We start from the raw sequence: 17,799 nt of genomic DNA on the forward strand, positions 1-17,799 counted from the left end.
ATAGATAAGTGGAGCATAGCGTAAAAGGTAATATTTTTGTGCTATGCTTTTTTTGTCGCAACAAAATTGTCTCATTGTAGTGGTAAAGAAAGATGGTTGAATCTTTGAATGGTAGTTGTCAAAAAAAGGGTGACAACTTATAATGAATCATACAGTTTAAATAAAAGGAGTACGTAGATGAATCGATGGTTAAAAATTTTGATTGCGCTTATTGTAGTAATTGCAATTGGTTTAATTGCGGCAGGCTTATATTTTTATAATTATGCAGTAGTTCCAGGAAAGAAAGACTTTATAAATGAGAACACCCCAGGGTCAAAAGTAGTCCAGACACCTGAAGGCGCGTGGTTTAAAGATGACAAAAATCGACAAGAATGGTCAATTACTTCGAAAGATGGGCTACGTCTAAAGGCCATTTATTTACCAGCTGACAAAAAAAGTAATCGTACCGTTATTATGGCGCATGGTTATATGGGTTCGGCAGAAACGATGTCTGTCTTTGCGAAAATGTATCATGATTGGGGCTACAATGTGTTAGCGCCAGATGCGCGTGGTCATGGGAAAAGTCAAGGAGATTATATTGGGTTCGGCTGGCCCGATCGTAAAGATTATGTCCAATGGATTGAGAAAGTTTTAACCGAAAATGGTCAGCAAGAACAAATCACTTTATACGGTGTCAGTATGGGTGCTGCTACAGTCATGATGACGAGCGGGGAAAAATTACCAGATAACGTGAAAGCCATTGTGGAAGATTGTGGCTATTCTACAGTCAATCAGGAGTTGCAATATCAATTGAAAGAGCTTTTCAATTTACCAAGTTTCCCATTAGTTAATGTTACTAGCGGGATTACGAAACTTAGAGCTGGCTATTTCTTTGGGGAAGCAAGCGCTGTTAAGCAATTGCAAAAGAATCATTTACCAATGCTCTTTATTCATGGTGAAAATGATACGTTTGTGCCGTTTAGTATGTTAGACGAAGTTTATAATGCAACCCAAGGACCTAAAGAAAAATATGTCGTGCCTGGAGCAGAGCATGCGAAAGCTTATAATAAAAACCCAGAAAAATATAAGGAAACAGTAGCTGCTTTTCTAGATAAATATATAAAATAACAAATTTATTCTTTACTAATAGTAGCAAAAACAAAAGACTTGTTCTTAAGTTAACGACTTAGTGAACAAGTCTTTTGTTGTCAGTTGATTTTTTTTAATAAGTTGGAATTTACCCATGCAATCTAGGGCATAATCTGATAGGATAGTACTAGAAATGAGGGAAGGATAATGGAAGAACAATTAGTCGATTATTTACACTATTTACAAATAGAGCGGGGCTTATCAAATAACACACGACGGAGTTACGAACGAGATTTAAAAAAATACGTAGCCTTTTTACAAGAACAAGGCCTGCATTCTTGGGACGAAGTTGACCGTTACATGATTACAGAATTTTTGCAATCCCTTCACGAAGAACAGCAAGCTTCAGCAAGTGTGATTCGGATGATTTCTAGTTTGAGAGGATTTCATCAATTTTTACGTCAAGAACGCTTAAGCGAACATAATCCGATGCAACATATTGACTCCCCCAAGAAAGTTCAAAAATTGCCAAGTACATTATCTGTTGACGAAGTGACTCGATTAATTGAAACGCCTGATACAAGTAAACCACTAGGTATGCGGAATCGTGCTATTTTAGAAGTGATGTATGCAACGGGCCTGCGAGTTAGTGAGCTAATTGAAATAAAATTAGGGGATCTGCATTTATCCATTGGTTTATTGCAAACAATCGGAAAAGGGGACAAAGAACGAATTATTCCTTTAGGCGATTATGCGATTCAATGGATTGAGCGCTATATGAACGAAGCCAGACCTCAATTGATTAAAAATCATCCGAATGAAACACACCTGTTCGTTAACCATCATGGTGAACCGTTATCTAGACAGGGCATTTGGAAAAATTTAAAACAGATTGTCCGAGAAGCCCAGATAGAGAAAAATATTACGCCGCATACATTACGGCATAGCTTTGCGACACATTTGTTGGAAAATGGCGCAGATCTTAGAATCGTGCAAGAATTATTAGGACATGCAGATATCTCCACGACACAAATTTATACACATATTACCAAACAACGAATGGCAGATGTTTATAAGGAACATTTTCCTCGGGCTTAATTTGCGAGAATGCCCACAAACGAATAAATTTATGGTAAACTAGGAAGTCGAGAAAAGAAAGTAGGTGTCGTTTTTGCAAGAAATTAATTTAAAACTAGATGTCTTTGAAGGACCACTGGATCTTCTACTACATTTAATTCAAAAATTAGAAATCGATATCTATGACATTCCCATTACAGCAGTAACTGAACAATACATGTCTTATATTCATGCGATGCAAACCTTAGAGTTAGAAGTCGCTGGAGAATATCTAGTCATGGCTGCCACCTTAATGGCTATTAAAAGTCAGATGTTGCTTCCAAAACAAGAGCTTGAAATCATTGATGATGAAGATTTTTTTGAAGAGGAAGACCCACGGGAAGCTTTAGTAGCTCAGTTATTGGAGTATCGGAAATTTAAATATGCAGCGACTGTTTTACATGAAAAAGAAGAAGAACGTAAACTCTATTATACAAAAGAACCAATGGATATGGATGATTATAAAGAGGAAGATACAACACTACCGCCTAATCAAATCAATACAATTGATTTATTTCTAGCCTTTCATGCCATGTTAGAAAAGAAAAAAAATCGCCAGCCTGTTGAAACAACTGTTGCTAGTGACGATGTTTCCATCGAAGAAAAAATCACCGCTATTTCAGAACGTATGCGTCAAGTACAGAAAGGGAAGGCAGTGTCGTTTGATTCTTTCTTCGATTCTTATTCCAAACAAGAAATTGTGACAACGTTCATGGCTCTTTTAGAATTAATGAAAACAGGCGTGATTTATGCTGAACAAGAAAATAATTATAGTGAAATTTTGTTATTTAATACAGAAACCCAGCAGGAAGATACAACAGAGGTGGAGGAAACACAGTGACATTAGTTAGTCAAATTGAAGCAATTTTATTTGTGGTTGGCGAAGAAGGAATTGGCTTGGAAGAGCTTGCGTACTTATTAGAGAAGTCAACAGCAAAAACCTATGAAGAATTAACGAAATTGAAAGAACATTATGCTTCTGACAATAAATCGGCGTTGAATATTTTAGAAGTCGGCAATCATTTTGTCTTAACAACGAAGAAAAAATATGCCTCATTACTAAAAAAATATGCGCAATCGCCTATGTCGAACGTCTTATCACAAGCGGCGCTAGAAACATTATCCATTATTGCTTATAAGCAACCAATTTCGCGTATTGAAATTGATGAAATTCGTGGCGTACAGACTTCTGGCTCGATCCAAAAGTTAGTTGCCCGTCAGTTGATAGAAGAAAAAGGCCGCGTAGATGGTCCTGGTAGAGCAATTTTGTATGGCACAACGAAGTATTTTATGGATTACTTTGGGTTGAAAAGTTTAGATGAATTACCAGATATCCAACAAATGGAAGATGAATTAGAAGAAGAACTACCAATGGATCTATTTTTTGATCGTTATCAAGAAACGAACCCAATGTCTGAAACAACAGAAGGCGAGGAAGCTTAAACAATGGAAAGATTACAAAAAGCAATTGCTCATGCTGGGGTGACTTCGCGTCGCAAAGCAGAGGAATTAATTGTCAAAGGTCGCGTAAAGGTCAACGGCCAAGTGGTCAAAGAATTAGGAACGCAAGTAAGTAAACAAGATACTGTTGAGGTTGATGGTGTACCAATTTATCAAGAAGAATATGGTTATTATTTATTCTATAAACCAAGAGGGGTTATTTCTGCGGTGTCTGACGATAAAGGCCGTAAAGTAGTAACGGATTATTTTACAGATGTTACTGAGCGAATTTATCCAGTCGGTCGTCTGGATTATGATACTTCTGGGTTGTTACTTTTAACGAATGATGGAAGTTTTTCACAAAAATTAACCCATCCTAAACATGAAGTAGATAAAGTCTACGTAGCAAAAATTAAAGGTGTACCAACTAAACGAGATCTATTGCCATTAGCCAAAGGCATTCGCATTGATGGCAAACGCACAGCACCAGCCAATTTTCAAATTCTTTCAGCGGATATTAAAACAGGTAGCAGTGTCGTGGAATTAACGATCCATGAAGGGCGTAATCATCAAGTGAAGAAAATGTTTCAAGCTGTTGGTTTCCCTGTTCAAAAATTAAAACGTGAACGTTACGGTGAGTTGACCTTACAAGGTTTGCGACCAGGGCAATATCGTGATTTAACTAAAAAAGAAATCAGTCAATTATTAAATCAAGCTAAATAAGATAAAATGACTCGATCTCTTCGCGCTTATGGCGAAGGGATTGTTTTTTTTGAGAAATGAAACAATCAATGAAATTTAATAAAAAAGCTTAGTTAGTTGCATTCATTGTTCAAATCGGTTACACTAAGTAAGTAAAAAAATATAATACAAGGTTCGTCTTCAGGGGCAGGGTGTAATTCCCGACCGGTGGTTATAGTCCACGACTCGTTTTTAACGATTGAATTGGTGTAATTCCAATACCGACAGTATAGTCTGGATAAAGAAGATAGGGCTTATTTGAGACGCTTTTTCATCAGATAATCCTACTCTATTTTTCCCTGCAGAAAAATAGGGTTTTTTTGTATGACAAAGAAGCGAATCAAAAAGTTCGTTGAAGATGGGTCCTTAATTGGAGGATTTCAGATGAACAACAAGGTACAAAAAATGGTCAGCATTGCAATGTTGGCCGCAATCGGTACAGTATTACAATTTGTGGCATTTCCGATTATGCCGGCGTTTAGTTTTTTGAAAATCGATTTTAGTGATATTCCGATTCTACTCGGAATGTTCTTGTACGGACCGTTAGCAGGAGTAATTACTGCTTTTGTTCGTTCGTTGCTACACCTGTTCTTAACCGGATTAGCACCGCAAAATATGGTGGGAGATTTCGCTAGCTTTTTAGCAAGTAGTATTTTCACCTTGCCAATTTTTTATTTCTTTGGTAAAAAGAAAAATATCCGTACAAATCGGATAGTGGGCTTAGTAAGTGGGATCTTAGCCTTGACAATTTTCATGAGTATTGCGAATTATTTTGTCATTACACCCATTTACTTACAATTATATGGTGTGACCACACAACAATTTTTAGGAACATCTTTAGCAAGCTATGTGGCGATTGGTATTGTGCCATTCAACCTTATTAAAGGCCTCTTAGTCAGTGGTGTTTTTCTAGTACTACATGCGAAGTTATTGCCATGGCTATCAAAAAAACAACATACTATTCAGAAAAAAACACCGTTAACAAAATAAATGATAAAAAACCTGCTGTTGAACAATGTTTGACAGTGGGTTTTTAAAATTTACGCCTAAAAGAAAAGAGGTTGTCATAATCTGTCATCATTCTGTTAAAAAATACTAAACCATCTGCATTGTAATTTTAACTTTCCCTTGGTATGATAGAAATCATCAAAGAAAGAGGAGTTTTCCTGAGTGAAAAAGTGTAAAAATTGTCGTCACGTGAATCGTGATACGGAGTCCTTTTGTGAAGAATGCGGCGCTCCGCTAATGAATGAATCAATGCATCAAGAGGAAAACCAAGCACAACCATCAATGAATAAAGGGAACGAATCTACTCCTCTCAGATCAAAAAGAAGCTGGATCTGGGTGTTTCTTTTTGTGTTCATCGTTCTTGGAGCGGGTAGCTATTTTCTCGGGACGCATTATTTTTCTAAGGAACAACAAATTTCTCATTTTATTGAAGCGATTGAGAATGGTGATGCACAAGAATTAAGTAAAAAAATGAGGACGAACGAGTCTGAATTTCAAGTGAATCCGCAAAGCATTAAGCCTTTAATCACTTATTATCAAAAAAATCCAACTGAGCTAAAAAAATTAGAAAAAGCGCTATTAAAGGATAAAAAGCTACATGGTTTAACTATTCGTGAAACAAGTCAAACAGCATTTTTCTTTCACCGTTATCAATTCATTTTAACGCCTGTTTCTGTTCAGTTAACGACGAATCAGCGCGGTGTGACGCTGGCAATGAACGGGCGGGAAGTGGGCACTTCCGACTCAACCACTTATCAAAAGGAATTGGGACCCTTAGCGCCAGGACAATATACCTTTACAGCCACAGTGAAAGATAGCACCGGTGAACCTGTTATCACAGAAGAGTATCGTTTATTAGAAGAGGAAAATTATATTTCTAGTATTCCTTTAGATTTTAAACGAATGAATTTTGTTGTGGAGAGCAATCTGCCAGACACAGATATTTATATTAATGATCGGAAAGTTGGTACGCTAACGAATGGAAGCAAAACGATTGGCCCTTTGTTCTGGTCCAAAGGGATGACGATTCAACTTAAAAAGACGATTAATGGAGAAGAAATTCAAACATCAAAAGAAACGATTGGTGAAAATGATTTTGTCGAAGCGCTCTCCGATAATCCAACGCTACAATTGAATTTTCCGTTAGCTAGCGACTATGATGCCCGCAAAGCGCTAGAAACCTTTTATCAAGCATTTGCCAAACAAGTGAAAAGTCATACGGATAGTACAGAATTTGCTGAAAAATATCTCGTTGGTGGGGAAAATAATCCTCAATTTCCTTCTTTTATAGAAGCACTTGAACGATTACGTGAAAAGAAATCGACCGATGTTTCACCAGATTTTGAAGTAACCATTAATACGCTACAATTGGATGGTAAAGAAAATTACCATGTCAATTATTATTTAGAAGCTAAAAATTCTAAAGCAAAAGAAAATGGTCTTCGTTATGAATGGATCAATGGCCTAAATGATCAAATTCATTTAGTCAAAGAACCGCTAAAAGAAGGACAATTACAGTTTGTTTCGATAGATGAGCAAACACTTGCTTGGCTCGAAAAAATACTCTAAGCAAAAATGAGTGCTAAATAATTTAGCACTCATTTTTGCTTATTTCTATTGCACGCGTGGGACATTTGCGGTACGCTTTTAACACATTCTCGCGTTCGTTTTCTGGAATAAATTGTTGTCGAGCATGCGGCTCGTCTTTAAAAAGGACAATCCCATGATCATCATAATCAAATATATTGGGCGCATAAACTTGACAAAGTCCACAAGCAATACATTTTTCAGGAACTAAACGTGATTGCATAAACAGTGACACATCCTATCTAAAAGAGGTTTACTATGGAAGCAACTTTTATTTTAGCGTTATTATCTCACGGATACAAGGTACGTGCATCAACTTTGTATCATCTTTTAAAAGGCAAACGGACTAGCTCTGTTTTGATTTATGGTTTTTTATATGATTGTTTACGATTCATTGGCTGGTGGCCAACGATTTCCGAACAAGCCTATTTTCAATTTCTTGAAAAACTTTCAAAGGCGAAACAAATTCAGTATCACAAAGAGACAAATGAGATTCAACTAACAAAAGAAGGGCAACTATTTTTAAAGGAGCACCATTTTTCGTTGCTGGATTATCCTGCAATTGATCTTTATCGTTTTGGCAGAAGTGATCGAGAAAGTTGGCAACTCATTCAATTTGCCGTGCAAGTGACTTCGTATTTATCATTTGAGGAAAAACAGTATATTCCACTTTTATCAACACCGATTCCGCAACTATATTTGAAACGATGGTTACAACAAGACAAGAAAGAGCAGCGCATTCAATCAATCAAAGAAGAACTGTTGCGAGGGTTTGAGTTACTACCTGAAGCAGAAAGCGACTATTTGGTTGCGCAACTTTCTGGTTATCAGCAAACTGGCAAAGTTCCTCAGCAATTAACAAGCCATAAGACAGCTCTTGAACAGCGTTTATGGCATACGCAAGCGGTTCATCATTTACTGCAGTTGATAATGTACGGAGGAAACTATCCTGCTTTACGAACGCTTGTATGGCCGTATCTAGAAAAAAATCTAAACCAAAGTATGCAAGAAACCCAACGATTGTTAACGGAAGGCAAGACGCTTCAAGAAATTGCTGAGCAGCGAAAAATAAAACCGAGTACCATTCATGACCATCTATTAGAGTTGGCTATTCAAGGGCAGCTGCAGGCGTCTGTTTATCTTGAAAAGGAGGCAATACTCCAAAACTTGGCTCAAACAGAACAAGATCCGCGGTTGTGGGTGTATCGGGATTGGCGAGCGCAAGAAGATACGCTTTCTTATTTAGATTTCCGGTTATATCAAATCCAACAAATTTGGCAAGAAAAGGAGTGAGTATTGTTGACATTAGAACAAGAATTATTCACTCGATTTGGTTATGCAGCGTTTAAGCCTGGTCAAAAAGAAGTGATTACAAACTTACTTGACGGTATGAATACATTGGCTGTTTTGCCAACAGGCACTGGCAAATCATTGTGTTATCAATTTGTGGGCCAGAAGTTAGAGGGACTAACGGTAATTGTTTCTCCTTTACTTTCGTTAATGGAAGATCAGGTGCATCAATTACAAAGACAAGGAATTAAAGGTGCGGTTGCCTTAAACAGTACGTTACAATATTCAGAAAAGCGTTATATTTTAGCGAAAATGTTCCAATACGATTATCTGTTTTTAAGCCCAGAAATGCTTTTGCAGCAAGAAGTACTTAGTGTGTTACAACGCCAAAAAATTGCATTATTTGTGGTGGATGAAGCCCATTGTGTTTATCAGTGGGGCGTCGATTTTCGCCCTGAATATAGTAAATTAGATCTAGTCCAAAAACAGCTAGACTTTCCTTTGACCTTGGCGTTAACTGCCACAGCGACACCCGTTGTACAGCACGCAATTATAAAACAATTATTTTCTCATGGTAGCTATCAAGAAGTTCTTTCTTCAGTGAATCGAAAAAATATTGGCTTGTTCGTGAAGGAAACGTCAGAAAAAGAAGAAGTGTTACTAGATTACTTATCTAAAACGGCTGGTAAAATCATTATCTATTGCGCCACGCGCAACAAAACAGAACAAATCAGTCAACTTATTCAGGCAAAAACCAGTTTTAAGGTAGCCTATTATCATGGGGGCTTGGAGGCTAGTGAACGTAGTCGCTTGCAAGAACAATTTATTGATAATCAAATCGATATTCTTTGTGCAACGAATGCTTTTGGAATGGGAATCGACAAACCTGATGTTCGTGGAGTGATTCATTTTGATTTGCCTGATAGCTTAGAAAATTACCTGCAAGAAATCGGGCGAGCTGGACGTGATGGTCAAAAAAGTTGGGCGCTATTATTGTATAAAAAAGGGGATGAATTTATTCATCGGTTTTTCTTAGAAGAGACAAGAGCGAATCGAGCGACCTTAAAATCGCTGATTGAAGGAGAAGAACAAGCAGGTTTGTTAGAAAATGCCACCGAGTTACAACAAAAATGGGTCCAAGGCTATTTAGCCAAGGATTATTCTTTTGAAGAGCTAGAGCATCGTTTAGAGGAGAAAGAAAAAGATCGCCAAGCACAATTAAGAGGGATGCTGACGTATATTGAAACCACAACCTGTCGAAGAACGTTGATTCAAACTTATTTTCAAGAACCGATTGTAAAACAATCACCGGAAACTTGTTGTGATAATTGTGCGTTATTCTTTGACATTTACCAAGATTCAATAGTAAAATCGAACAAGACCAGCAATCAAAATGAAGAAGATTGGCGTTCTAAATTTCTAAAATTATTTAAAGAACGTGATTAATTCATTTTTTTAGTCGGCAGTTGGCAAAAGCTATGATATAATAACAAGCGAGAGAAGTTTAGGAGGAAATTAGCAGTGAGTAAAAAGGACAAAAAGAAAAACCAAGCTCGTGAGCCATGGGAACAATCAATTTATGAACCTGATCAAAATGGTGGTGGTTCTCGTTTAGCAAAACGCCAACAGCAACGAGGAAATTCATTATTTCTAACTGTTTTAGTTATTTTGCTATTATTAATTATTGCCATTCCAATTGGGACTTTCTTATGGATGATGCAAGACAAGAAACCGAACGAAAGTGCTAGCAAAAATAGCCAGCCATCTTCTTCATTAGTCCAATCATCATCAAAAGAGAAGAAAAAAGAAAGTACGTCAAAATCAGTGGAAAGCTCAGAACCAGCAAGTAGCCAACCAGCTGAAAATACAACACCTTCAAGTTCAGATGCTGCTGCACAGCAACAACAGGACCAACAAGCACAACAACAACAGCAACAGCAACAACAACAAGAAGCTCAAAATCAACAACAGCAACAAGCGCAGAACCAACAACCTGTTTATGATACCGTTCAAAGTGGCGAAGGGGCACGTCAAGTTGCCGAACGTAACGGAATGACATTAGAACAAATTTTAGCGTTAAATCCTGGGATTGATACATCTGTGTTTTATCCAGGACAACCATTACGTATTAAATAATCCAGAAAAAGAGGTTTGGACAGCACTTTCAAGGGCTAAACCGCGACGAATGATTACATGAGAATGCCAATAAGCAGAAATTTCCGAAAGATGGTTTGCGTCTTTCGAGGGATTTCGGCTTATTGCTTTTTCGTTAGAGACTCGTCATCAGTTTAAATCCAAGTTCTTTTCTTCTGATTTTAATATAAAAGAAGAAGCGCATTTTAAAGGATGCATATCAGTTAAGGAGTTTTTTCATGGGGAAAATCAGTATTGCTATTGACGGACCAGCTTCGTCAGGCAAAAGTACAGTTGCAAAAATTTTAGCAAAACAATTGAATTATGTGTATTGTGACACGGGGGCCATGTACCGAGCGATTACGTATTTGGCCTTGCAAAATCAAATCGACATTCAAGCGGAAGAACCATTAGTAGCGCTTTGTGTCAACCACACTATTTCTTTTCAGCAAGCAGAAAATGGCCAACGTGTTTTTATCGATGGTCATGAAGTGACCGAAGCGATTCGCCAGCCAGATGTAACGAATGCTGTTTCAGCTGTTTCAAAACATGCAAAAGTTAGAGAAGAAATGGTGGCGTTACAACAGAAAATTGGTCAAGCCGGCGGAGTTGTCATGGATGGTCGAGATATTGGTACTGCAGTTTTACCAAAGGCCGAAGTAAAGATATTCTTGGTGGCTAGCGTTGAAGAACGTGCAGAACGTCGTTTTAAAGAAAATCAAGAAAAAGGGATTGAGACGGATTTTGAAACCTTGAAGGCGGAGATTGAACGTCGGGATTATTTAGATTCAACCAGAGAAGTATCACCCCTTGTCCAAGCAAGTGATGCTGTGAAAATCGATACAACAGGCTTGACGATTGAAGAAGTCGTCGCCGCCATACAAAATGTGATTAAACAAAAAGGTTTTGAACTTTTTTAAAGAATTTTAAGAAAAATAGAAGAAATCGCTTTATTTTTTTACAAAAATCTCGTACTATGTAAGTATATATAGCTAAGTTTTGGAATTTTTGTTGGCATAGGAGGATAAGAGGCATGACAGATTTTGAAGACAAACAAGTAGCAAACAACGAAACAATGGAAGATGCAATGAACAGCGTTCAAGAAGTCAGTGTTGGCGATATTGTTAAAGGCGAAGTTTTAGCCATTGAAGACAAACAAGTTGTTGTCGGCATTGAAGGAGCGGGCGTTGAAGGCGTTGTTCCTGCAAAGGAATTATCGACTTTACCAGTTGAAGATGTACACGAACTTGTGAAAGTCGGTGATGTGTTAGATTTAGTTGTTATCACATCAATTGGCAAAGATAAAGAAAACGGCAGTTATTTACTGTCAAAACGCCGTTTAGATGCTAAAAAAGTTTGGGAAGAAATTGAACAAGATTTCCAAGCGGGCAAAGTAATCGAAGCACCTGTTACAAATGTTGTTAAAGGTGGTTTGGTTGTTGATGTTGGTGTTCGCGGATTTGTTCCTGCCTCAATGGTTGAAGATCATTTTGTTGCAGATTTTTCTGAATATAAAGGTCAAACACTAGCATTTAAAATTATTGAAATCGAACCTTCAGAAAACCGCTTAATTCTTTCACATAAAGCAGTTGTTGAAGCTGAAAAAGAATCGAAAAAAGAAGAATTACTTTCTTCTTTACATGACGGAGACGTTGTTGAAGGGAAAGTAGCTCGTTTAACAGATTTCGGCGCATTCATTGATTTAGGTGGCGTGGATGGTTTAGTTCATGTTTCTGAAATTGCTCATCAGCATGTGGGCAAACCAAGTGATGCGTTAACTGTTGGCGAAGACGTTCAAGTAAAAATTCTTTCAATTAATCCAGAAGAAGGACGTATTTCTTTATCTATTAAAGAAACATTGCCTGGACCATGGACAGATATCGAAACAAAAGCAGCCGCTGGGACTGTTTTAGATGGAACAGTGAAACGCCTAACAAGCTTCGGTGCCTTTGTGGAAGTTTTCCCTGGTGTGGAAGGATTAGTGCATATTTCTCAAATTTCTCACAAGCATATTGCAACGCCTCATGAAGTCCTTCATGAAGGGGATCAAGTACAAGTGAAAGTTTTAGAAGTTAATCCAGAGGAACATCGTATTGCTTTAAGTATCAAAGCGTTAGAACCAAAACCTGAGTCTCAAGAAGAACCAAAAGAAGAACAGGAATATGAATTGCCTGAAGAAAATACTGGTTTTACCATGGGCGATATTTTAGGTGACGCTTTATCTGATGCGAAAGAAGAGGAATAACACGTTACTTTCTTGAAATTTATGAGTTTGACATAGCCGTAAACAGATCGGCTATGTCAAACTCATTTTTTCTTGAATTGGTTAGAAAATCAGCAGAAACTAAAACTTTTCTTGCACTTTAAGGTTTGATTAGGTAAACTAGTAAGGATTGAAATTCTCAAGGAGGGAATCAAATGGCAAATCCAACTATTGCGATTGTCGGTAGACCGAATGTCGGTAAATCGACTATTTTTAACCGCATTGCCGGTGAGCGTATCTCGATTGTAGAAGATACTCCCGGCGTAACACGCGACCGTATTTATACAACTGGAGAATGGTTAGGGCGTGAATTTAGTATTATTGATACAGGTGGGATTGATTTAGGTGACGAACCATTTATGGATCAAATCAAACACCAAGCAGAAATTGCGATTGATGAAGCAGATGTGATTATCTTTGTTGCTAGTGGCCGTGAAGGAATTACTGATGCAGATGAGTTAGTAGCAAAAATTTTATATCGTAGTAATAAACCAGTGATCTTAGCTGTTAATAAAGTTGACAATCCTGAAATGCGTAATGATATTTATGAATTTTATGCTTTAGGACTAGGGGATCCTTTCCCAGTTTCTGGTAGTCATGGTTTAGGCATTGGCGATGTGTTAGACGAAGCAGTTAAACATTTTCCTAACACTTCAGAAGAAGAGGACGAAGATACAATTAAATTTAGTTTAATCGGGCGTCCAAATGTCGGTAAATCATCATTGATTAATGCTATTCTTGGTGAAGATCGTGTGATTGTTTCAGATATTGAAGGAACAACGCGAGATGCAATCGATACGTATTTTGAATCTGAAGAAGGTCAAAAGTTCTTAATGATTGATACGGCTGGTATGCGTAAACGTGGGAAAGTATACGAATCAACTGAAAAATATAGCGTCATGCGCGCAATGCGGGCGATTGAACGCTCAGACATTGTTTTAATGGTCTTGAATGCAGAAGAAGGTATTCGTGAGCAAGACAAGCGTGTGGCGGGCTATGCCCATGAAGCAGGTCGCGGTATTATTATCGTGGTCAACAAATGGGATACAGTCAAAAAAGATACAAATACAATGCGTGATTTTGAAGCGGAAATTCGTGATGAATTCCAATATTTAGATTATGCACCTATTATTTTTGTGTCTGCATTAACCAAACAACGTTTAAATAAACTGCCTGAACTAATTGAAACAGTAAGTATGAATCAAAACTTACGGATTCCTTCAGCGTTGTTAAATGACGTTGTAATGGATGCTGTAGCAATTAATCCAACACCAACCGATAAAGGAAAACGTTTGAAGATTTTTTATGCAACACAAGTGGCAGTCAAACCACCTACATTTGTTATTTTTGTCAACGAAGAAGAACTAATGCACTTTTCTTATGCCCGGTTTTTAGAAAATCAAATCAGAAAAGCATTTACGTTTGAGGGCACGCCGATTAAAATCATTCCGCGACGCCGAAAATAGTGCATTCTACCATACTTTTTTTAGATATTCAAATAAATTTATCAACTTTGAGAAAAAATGATTATTTTTTGAAAAAACTGGTTAAAATACACTAAAAACCTTGCTATTACAACTTTCTTATGCTATCTTGTTAACAGAATATTGAACCAGATCAATATTTGCTGTCTGTTTTTGGACCACTCAAAAATAGACGGAACTTTAGGTGTGTAAAAACATCGTATCTCTTATAGAGGAGGTGAAATGATCCATGGCAAATAAAGCAGAATTAATCGAAAACGTTGCATCTTCAACTGGTTTAACTAAAAAAGATGCTACTGCAGCAGTAGACGCTGTCTTTTCAACAATTCAAGAAACTCTTGCTAAAGGTGAAAAAGTTCAATTAATCGGTTTTGGTAACTTTGAAGTTCGCGAACGCGCAGCTCGTAAAGGACGTAACCCACAAACTGGACAAGAAATTCAAATCGCTGCAAGCAAAGTACCTGCATTCAAACCAGGTAAAGCATTGAAAGATGCAGTGAAATAAGACAGACAATTAGAACCCTTGGTTTCCAAGGGTTCTTTTTTGAATCATACATAAAAAATGTTATTTTAAGAGGTGGTCGAAACAGTACGCTAAAAGGCTAAATTGTAACGAACCTTGGGTGAGAAAAACGTGCTTCGCTCCGAGAATCAAGCGGGAACGGTTCGACACTCGCTCCTTGCTTTTTTGATAAAAAGAGAAAGATTTATGAATGAAGGACAAAAATAAGTTGTTGCCAGTAGCTGTTTTTTAGTGGTTATGCTAGACTTGGGGTGAAGGAAGAGGAAACAGTCTTAAGGTGGTGAATCAATGAAATACAACTATTCTAGAGGGGAAAACAAGGTCGCTATTATTTATGGAGAAACATTTGCTTCCGTCCTAAAAAAACGACCAGTAACGACGGAGTCAATCGTTGTTTTGGCGAATCAGCGTTACTATGATCTTTTTTCGGAGAAGATTAATTATGCCTTTGGGGAACAGTTGGGATTAAACTGGTATATTTGTCGCAATGATGTTCATTGCAATGACTTATCAGAATTAGAAAGTGTGTTACGTTTCTTAGCTGATTGGCCAGAAAATCAGGATGTTTTATTGATTGGTTTGGGTAATGAAGGGGTACTACAATTAACCGCATTTCTGCACCAAGTAAGTAAGTGTTCCTCCAAATGTTGGCTGATGCCTGTGTCTGTTCAAGCGTTACGGCAAGGACTTTTACCAAGTGTCACAATTCAGCAAGCACAGCATGCAACTATGCATATAGAAAATCATTCAGAAGAAATTTTGTTTGATAGTACCTTGACCAATAAAAAAGGTGCTGCCCCTTTAATTGATTTGCTCGTTTTTATTCGAGCGGGTCTTGTCTGTGATTATACTTATTTACAAATGCTATACCAAACGTATCCAGATAAAAAACGGTTGAATCAAACGTCATTTAATGGTATTTTAGACGAGTTGTTATCTTTGTATGAACAAGCAGGGGAAAAAGTGGATCAATTTGGCCGAGTTTTTGAAGTGGCCTTTGCTACAACCGAAAATGGCCATTTGTTATCAGGTCCCATGAAACGATTATTAGGATTGTTGTTACAAGTTTTATGGAGCCAGCAAGTCAATCACTTTGATTTTCAATTTAAAAATTTTATCGTTTGGTTTATTCGCTTAGGTTTTCCGGTGGCGTTTCCAAAAGAAATTTTAAGTGCTGATTACGCAGAACAAGTTTTGCTTCACACAGAAACACTAGGTCCTCCTATGGTGTTGGAAAAAATCGGTCAACTAGGAGCAGCTTTAAAGCCAACGCCCGATCAACTGTTAACAACGATTGAAAGATACCAAGAAATTTTAAAAGAGATTTGAGGGGAAATTATGTCATATAGTGAAAAAATGGTTCAAGCATTACAAGCTGAAAATTTAGCAGAAGCACAGTTAATGTTTGAAGAAGCATTAAAGAAAGATGATGAAAATACCTTAGCTGATTTAGGGGAAACGTTATTATCTTTAGGTTTTCTAGAAGAAGCCAAACAAATTTTCCAACAGTTGTTGGAACAATTTCCCGATGCAGATGGCTTAAACATTCCATTAGCAGAAATCGCCATTGAAAATAATGAAATAGATGACGCATTCATCTATTTAGAAAAAATTCCAGAAACTAGTGACAGTTATGTCCAAAGCCTCTTAGTTACTGCGGATTTGTACCAAGTTTTAGGGATTCCAGAAGTCAGTGAAGCGAAATTAAAAGAAGCAGCCAATCTTATGCCAGAAGAGCCGTTAATTCAATTTGCTTTGGGAGAACTATACTTTACAAATGGTCAATTTGTCGAGGCTATTACTCGTTATCAAAGCATTGTAGAAAGCGGGACAGCGCAAATCTCTGCTATTTCCTTGAATGAACGCTTAGGAAGTAGTTACAGCATGTTAGGTGATTTTGAAGAAGCAGTTCCTTATTTGGAAGCCGCGGTCAAAGAAGAACAAACAGACGATCGTTTATTCCAGTTAGCTTTCACTTATTTACAGTTACATGAGAATCAAAAAGCCATTGCGTTGTTCCAGCAATTAAAAACACTAAACCCACATTATCAATCACTTTATCTATATTTAGCGGAAGCGCTCCAAGAAGAAGAGCAATTAGAGGAAGCAAAAGCGGTGATCGAAGAAGGAATTGCGGAAAACCCCTTCCAAGTAGAGTTATACCAATTTGCCTCTGAAAATGCCTATCGCTTACACGATATTGCTGGTGCTGAAAACTGGTTGTTAAAAGCTTTGGAATTAGGTGAGAAAACAGATGAAAGTCGTTTGACCTTAAGTAATCTCTACCTCACGGAAGAGCGTTTTGAGGAAGTAATTACTATTTTAAATGATTTAGAGGAAACGGATCATCCTTATGCTGAATGGAACTTAGCAAAAGCGTACAACGAATTAGAAGACTTTGCCGTCGCTAAAGTTCATTACGAACAAGCAGCGCAAGAATTGTCTCACGAACCAGAATTTCTAAAAGAATACGCATTGTTCTTACGAGAAGAAGGCGAACTTGAAAAAGCAAAACACTTGTTGCACCATTATTTGGAACATGAACCTGGTGATGTCGACATGCAATCTGTGCTAGCAGATATGGAAGAAAGATAGGAAACGACGATGTTTGTTAGTTTATCAGAAAAGAAAAAATTTTTAACTTGGTTAGTGAATACAGTGCCTTTTGGAAGAAGAGAAGTACTGTGGATTTTAAATTACTTATTAACGCACGATGCGATTTTAAATAATGTTCATTTTGTTGAGAACGTAGAGAAAACCGATCGGGGGATCCGTGTGGTAGCGGATGGTTTAGGTAAGGAGCCGTTATTGCTTTTTATCCAAGCACAAGAATTTACAGATCCGGAACAAATTTTTCACGAGATTCGGATGAATTGGCGGAAAGCTCTTTATTTAGAATGTGTATTTCCAGAGGCTTGGCAAACGAGCCAGTATTTATCTGTTTTAGAAGATAATCCGTTTGCGCCATGGAATGAACAAGTGGATCAGGAAGTTGCCAGAGTGATTGATCAATACTTTAAGCAAGAAGAACAAACGCAGCGAATGGCATTAATTAAAGCTCAAATTGATGATGCTTTAGAAACAGGCAACAAAGAAGCGTTTTTAGAATTATCCGATGAATTAAATCGTTTGAAGCAACAATAAAT

Annotated in this window: 18 protein-coding genes and 1 riboswitch; of the genes, 17 read left to right on the plus strand and 1 reads right to left on the minus strand. The window is 37.4% G+C overall.

What is annotated here, in order from left to right:
* The first annotated feature begins 177 nt into the window (after nt 1-177).
* The 7 genes from IGK03_RS06585 to IGK03_RS06615 all read left to right on the plus strand — a co-directional run bounded on the left by IGK03_RS06585 (nt 178) and on the right by IGK03_RS06615 (nt 6,942).
* Nucleotides 178-1,107: an alpha/beta hydrolase gene (locus IGK03_RS06585; RefSeq protein WP_010713413.1), complete on the plus strand. Its 930-nt coding sequence runs from the start codon at nt 178-180 to the stop codon at nt 1,105-1,107.
* A gap of 168 nt (nt 1,108-1,275) precedes the next feature.
* Nucleotides 1,276-2,166, plus strand: a complete 891-nt coding sequence (xerD, locus tag IGK03_RS06590) for a site-specific tyrosine recombinase XerD (protein WP_002360354.1) — start codon at nt 1,276-1,278, stop codon at nt 2,164-2,166.
* A gap of 64 nt (nt 2,167-2,230) precedes the next feature.
* Nucleotides 2,231-3,025 (plus strand): segregation/condensation protein A, encoded by a 795-nt coding sequence (locus tag IGK03_RS06595; RefSeq protein WP_002390627.1) that lies wholly within the window; start codon nt 2,231-2,233, stop codon nt 3,023-3,025.
* Nucleotides 3,022-3,627, plus strand: a complete 606-nt coding sequence (gene scpB / locus IGK03_RS06600) for an SMC-Scp complex subunit ScpB (RefSeq protein ID WP_010713412.1) — start codon at nt 3,022-3,024, stop codon at nt 3,625-3,627. The genes IGK03_RS06595 and scpB overlap by 4 nt, the downstream gene beginning before the upstream one ends.
* Nucleotides 3,628-3,630: 3 nt before the next feature.
* Nucleotides 3,631-4,347, plus strand: a complete 717-nt coding sequence (locus tag IGK03_RS06605; protein ID WP_002357624.1) for a pseudouridine synthase — start codon at nt 3,631-3,633, stop codon at nt 4,345-4,347.
* Nucleotides 4,348-4,498: 151 nt separating this feature from the next.
* Nucleotides 4,499-4,618, plus strand: a riboswitch (FMN riboswitch).
* Nucleotides 4,619-4,689: 71 nt separating this feature from the next.
* The gene (locus IGK03_RS06610) at nt 4,690-5,355 is read left to right on the plus strand and encodes an ECF transporter S component (RefSeq protein ID WP_002382314.1); all 666 of its coding nucleotides are present in this window, start codon (nt 4,690-4,692) and stop codon (nt 5,353-5,355) included.
* A 255-nt stretch (nt 5,356-5,610) separates the two neighbouring features.
* Nucleotides 5,611-6,942 (plus strand): zinc ribbon domain-containing protein, encoded by a 1,332-nt coding sequence (locus IGK03_RS06615; protein ID WP_430602603.1) that lies wholly within the window; start codon nt 5,611-5,613, stop codon nt 6,940-6,942.
* A 22-nt stretch (nt 6,943-6,964) separates the two neighbouring features.
* On the opposite strand, the gene IGK03_RS06620 is transcribed toward IGK03_RS06615, so the two are convergent.
* Nucleotides 6,965-7,183: a ferredoxin gene (locus IGK03_RS06620; RefSeq protein ID WP_002357617.1), complete on the minus strand. Its 219-nt coding sequence runs from the start codon at nt 7,181-7,183 to the stop codon at nt 6,965-6,967.
* A 35-nt stretch (nt 7,184-7,218) separates the two neighbouring features.
* Between IGK03_RS06620 and IGK03_RS06625 the strand changes: the two genes are divergently transcribed.
* From IGK03_RS06625 to IGK03_RS06670, 10 genes are all read left to right on the plus strand, one after another.
* Nucleotides 7,219-8,253: a helix-turn-helix domain-containing protein gene (locus IGK03_RS06625; protein ID WP_010713410.1), complete on the plus strand. Its 1,035-nt coding sequence runs from the start codon at nt 7,219-7,221 to the stop codon at nt 8,251-8,253.
* A 6-nt stretch (nt 8,254-8,259) separates the two neighbouring features.
* Nucleotides 8,260-9,696, plus strand: coding sequence for a RecQ family ATP-dependent DNA helicase (locus IGK03_RS06630; RefSeq protein ID WP_025190538.1), 1,437 nt, complete (start codon nt 8,260-8,262; stop codon nt 9,694-9,696).
* A 75-nt stretch (nt 9,697-9,771) separates the two neighbouring features.
* Nucleotides 9,772-10,386 carry an SAG1386/EF1546 family surface-associated protein gene (locus IGK03_RS06635; RefSeq protein ID WP_010715196.1) on the plus strand — a complete coding sequence of 205 codons (615 nt, stop codon included), beginning with the start codon at nt 9,772-9,774 and terminating at the stop codon, nt 10,384-10,386.
* A gap of 236 nt (nt 10,387-10,622) precedes the next feature.
* A complete protein-coding gene (gene cmk, locus IGK03_RS06640; protein WP_002357612.1) occupies nt 10,623-11,303 on the plus strand; it encodes a (d)CMP kinase in 681 nt (226 codons plus the stop codon).
* A gap of 113 nt (nt 11,304-11,416) precedes the next feature.
* Nucleotides 11,417-12,628 carry a 30S ribosomal protein S1 gene (gene rpsA / locus IGK03_RS06645; protein WP_002360341.1) on the plus strand — a complete coding sequence of 404 codons (1,212 nt, stop codon included), beginning with the start codon at nt 11,417-11,419 and terminating at the stop codon, nt 12,626-12,628.
* A 173-nt stretch (nt 12,629-12,801) separates the two neighbouring features.
* Nucleotides 12,802-14,112: a ribosome biogenesis GTPase Der gene (gene der, locus IGK03_RS06650; RefSeq protein WP_002357608.1), complete on the plus strand. Its 1,311-nt coding sequence runs from the start codon at nt 12,802-12,804 to the stop codon at nt 14,110-14,112.
* 247 nt (nt 14,113-14,359) lie between these two features.
* The gene (locus IGK03_RS06655; protein WP_002357604.1) at nt 14,360-14,635 is read left to right on the plus strand and encodes an HU family DNA-binding protein; all 276 of its coding nucleotides are present in this window, start codon (nt 14,360-14,362) and stop codon (nt 14,633-14,635) included.
* A 306-nt stretch (nt 14,636-14,941) separates the two neighbouring features.
* On the plus strand, nt 14,942-15,982 hold the full coding sequence (locus IGK03_RS06660) for a hypothetical protein (protein WP_010816517.1): 1,041 nt from the start codon (nt 14,942-14,944) through the stop codon (nt 15,980-15,982).
* Nucleotides 15,983-15,991: 9 nt separating this feature from the next.
* A complete protein-coding gene (locus IGK03_RS06665) occupies nt 15,992-17,248 on the plus strand; it encodes a tetratricopeptide repeat protein (RefSeq protein WP_024041751.1) in 1,257 nt (418 codons plus the stop codon).
* 9 nt (nt 17,249-17,257) lie between these two features.
* Nucleotides 17,258-17,797 (plus strand): ReoY family proteolytic degradation factor, encoded by a 540-nt coding sequence (locus IGK03_RS06670; protein WP_010823675.1) that lies wholly within the window; start codon nt 17,258-17,260, stop codon nt 17,795-17,797.
* Nucleotides 17,798-17,799: the final 2 nt, after the last annotated feature.

Origin of the sequence: Enterococcus sp. DIV2453a (assembly GCF_050533535.1) — a bacterium.
Taxonomy (GTDB): domain Bacteria; phylum Bacillota; class Bacilli; order Lactobacillales; family Enterococcaceae; genus Enterococcus; species Enterococcus faecalis.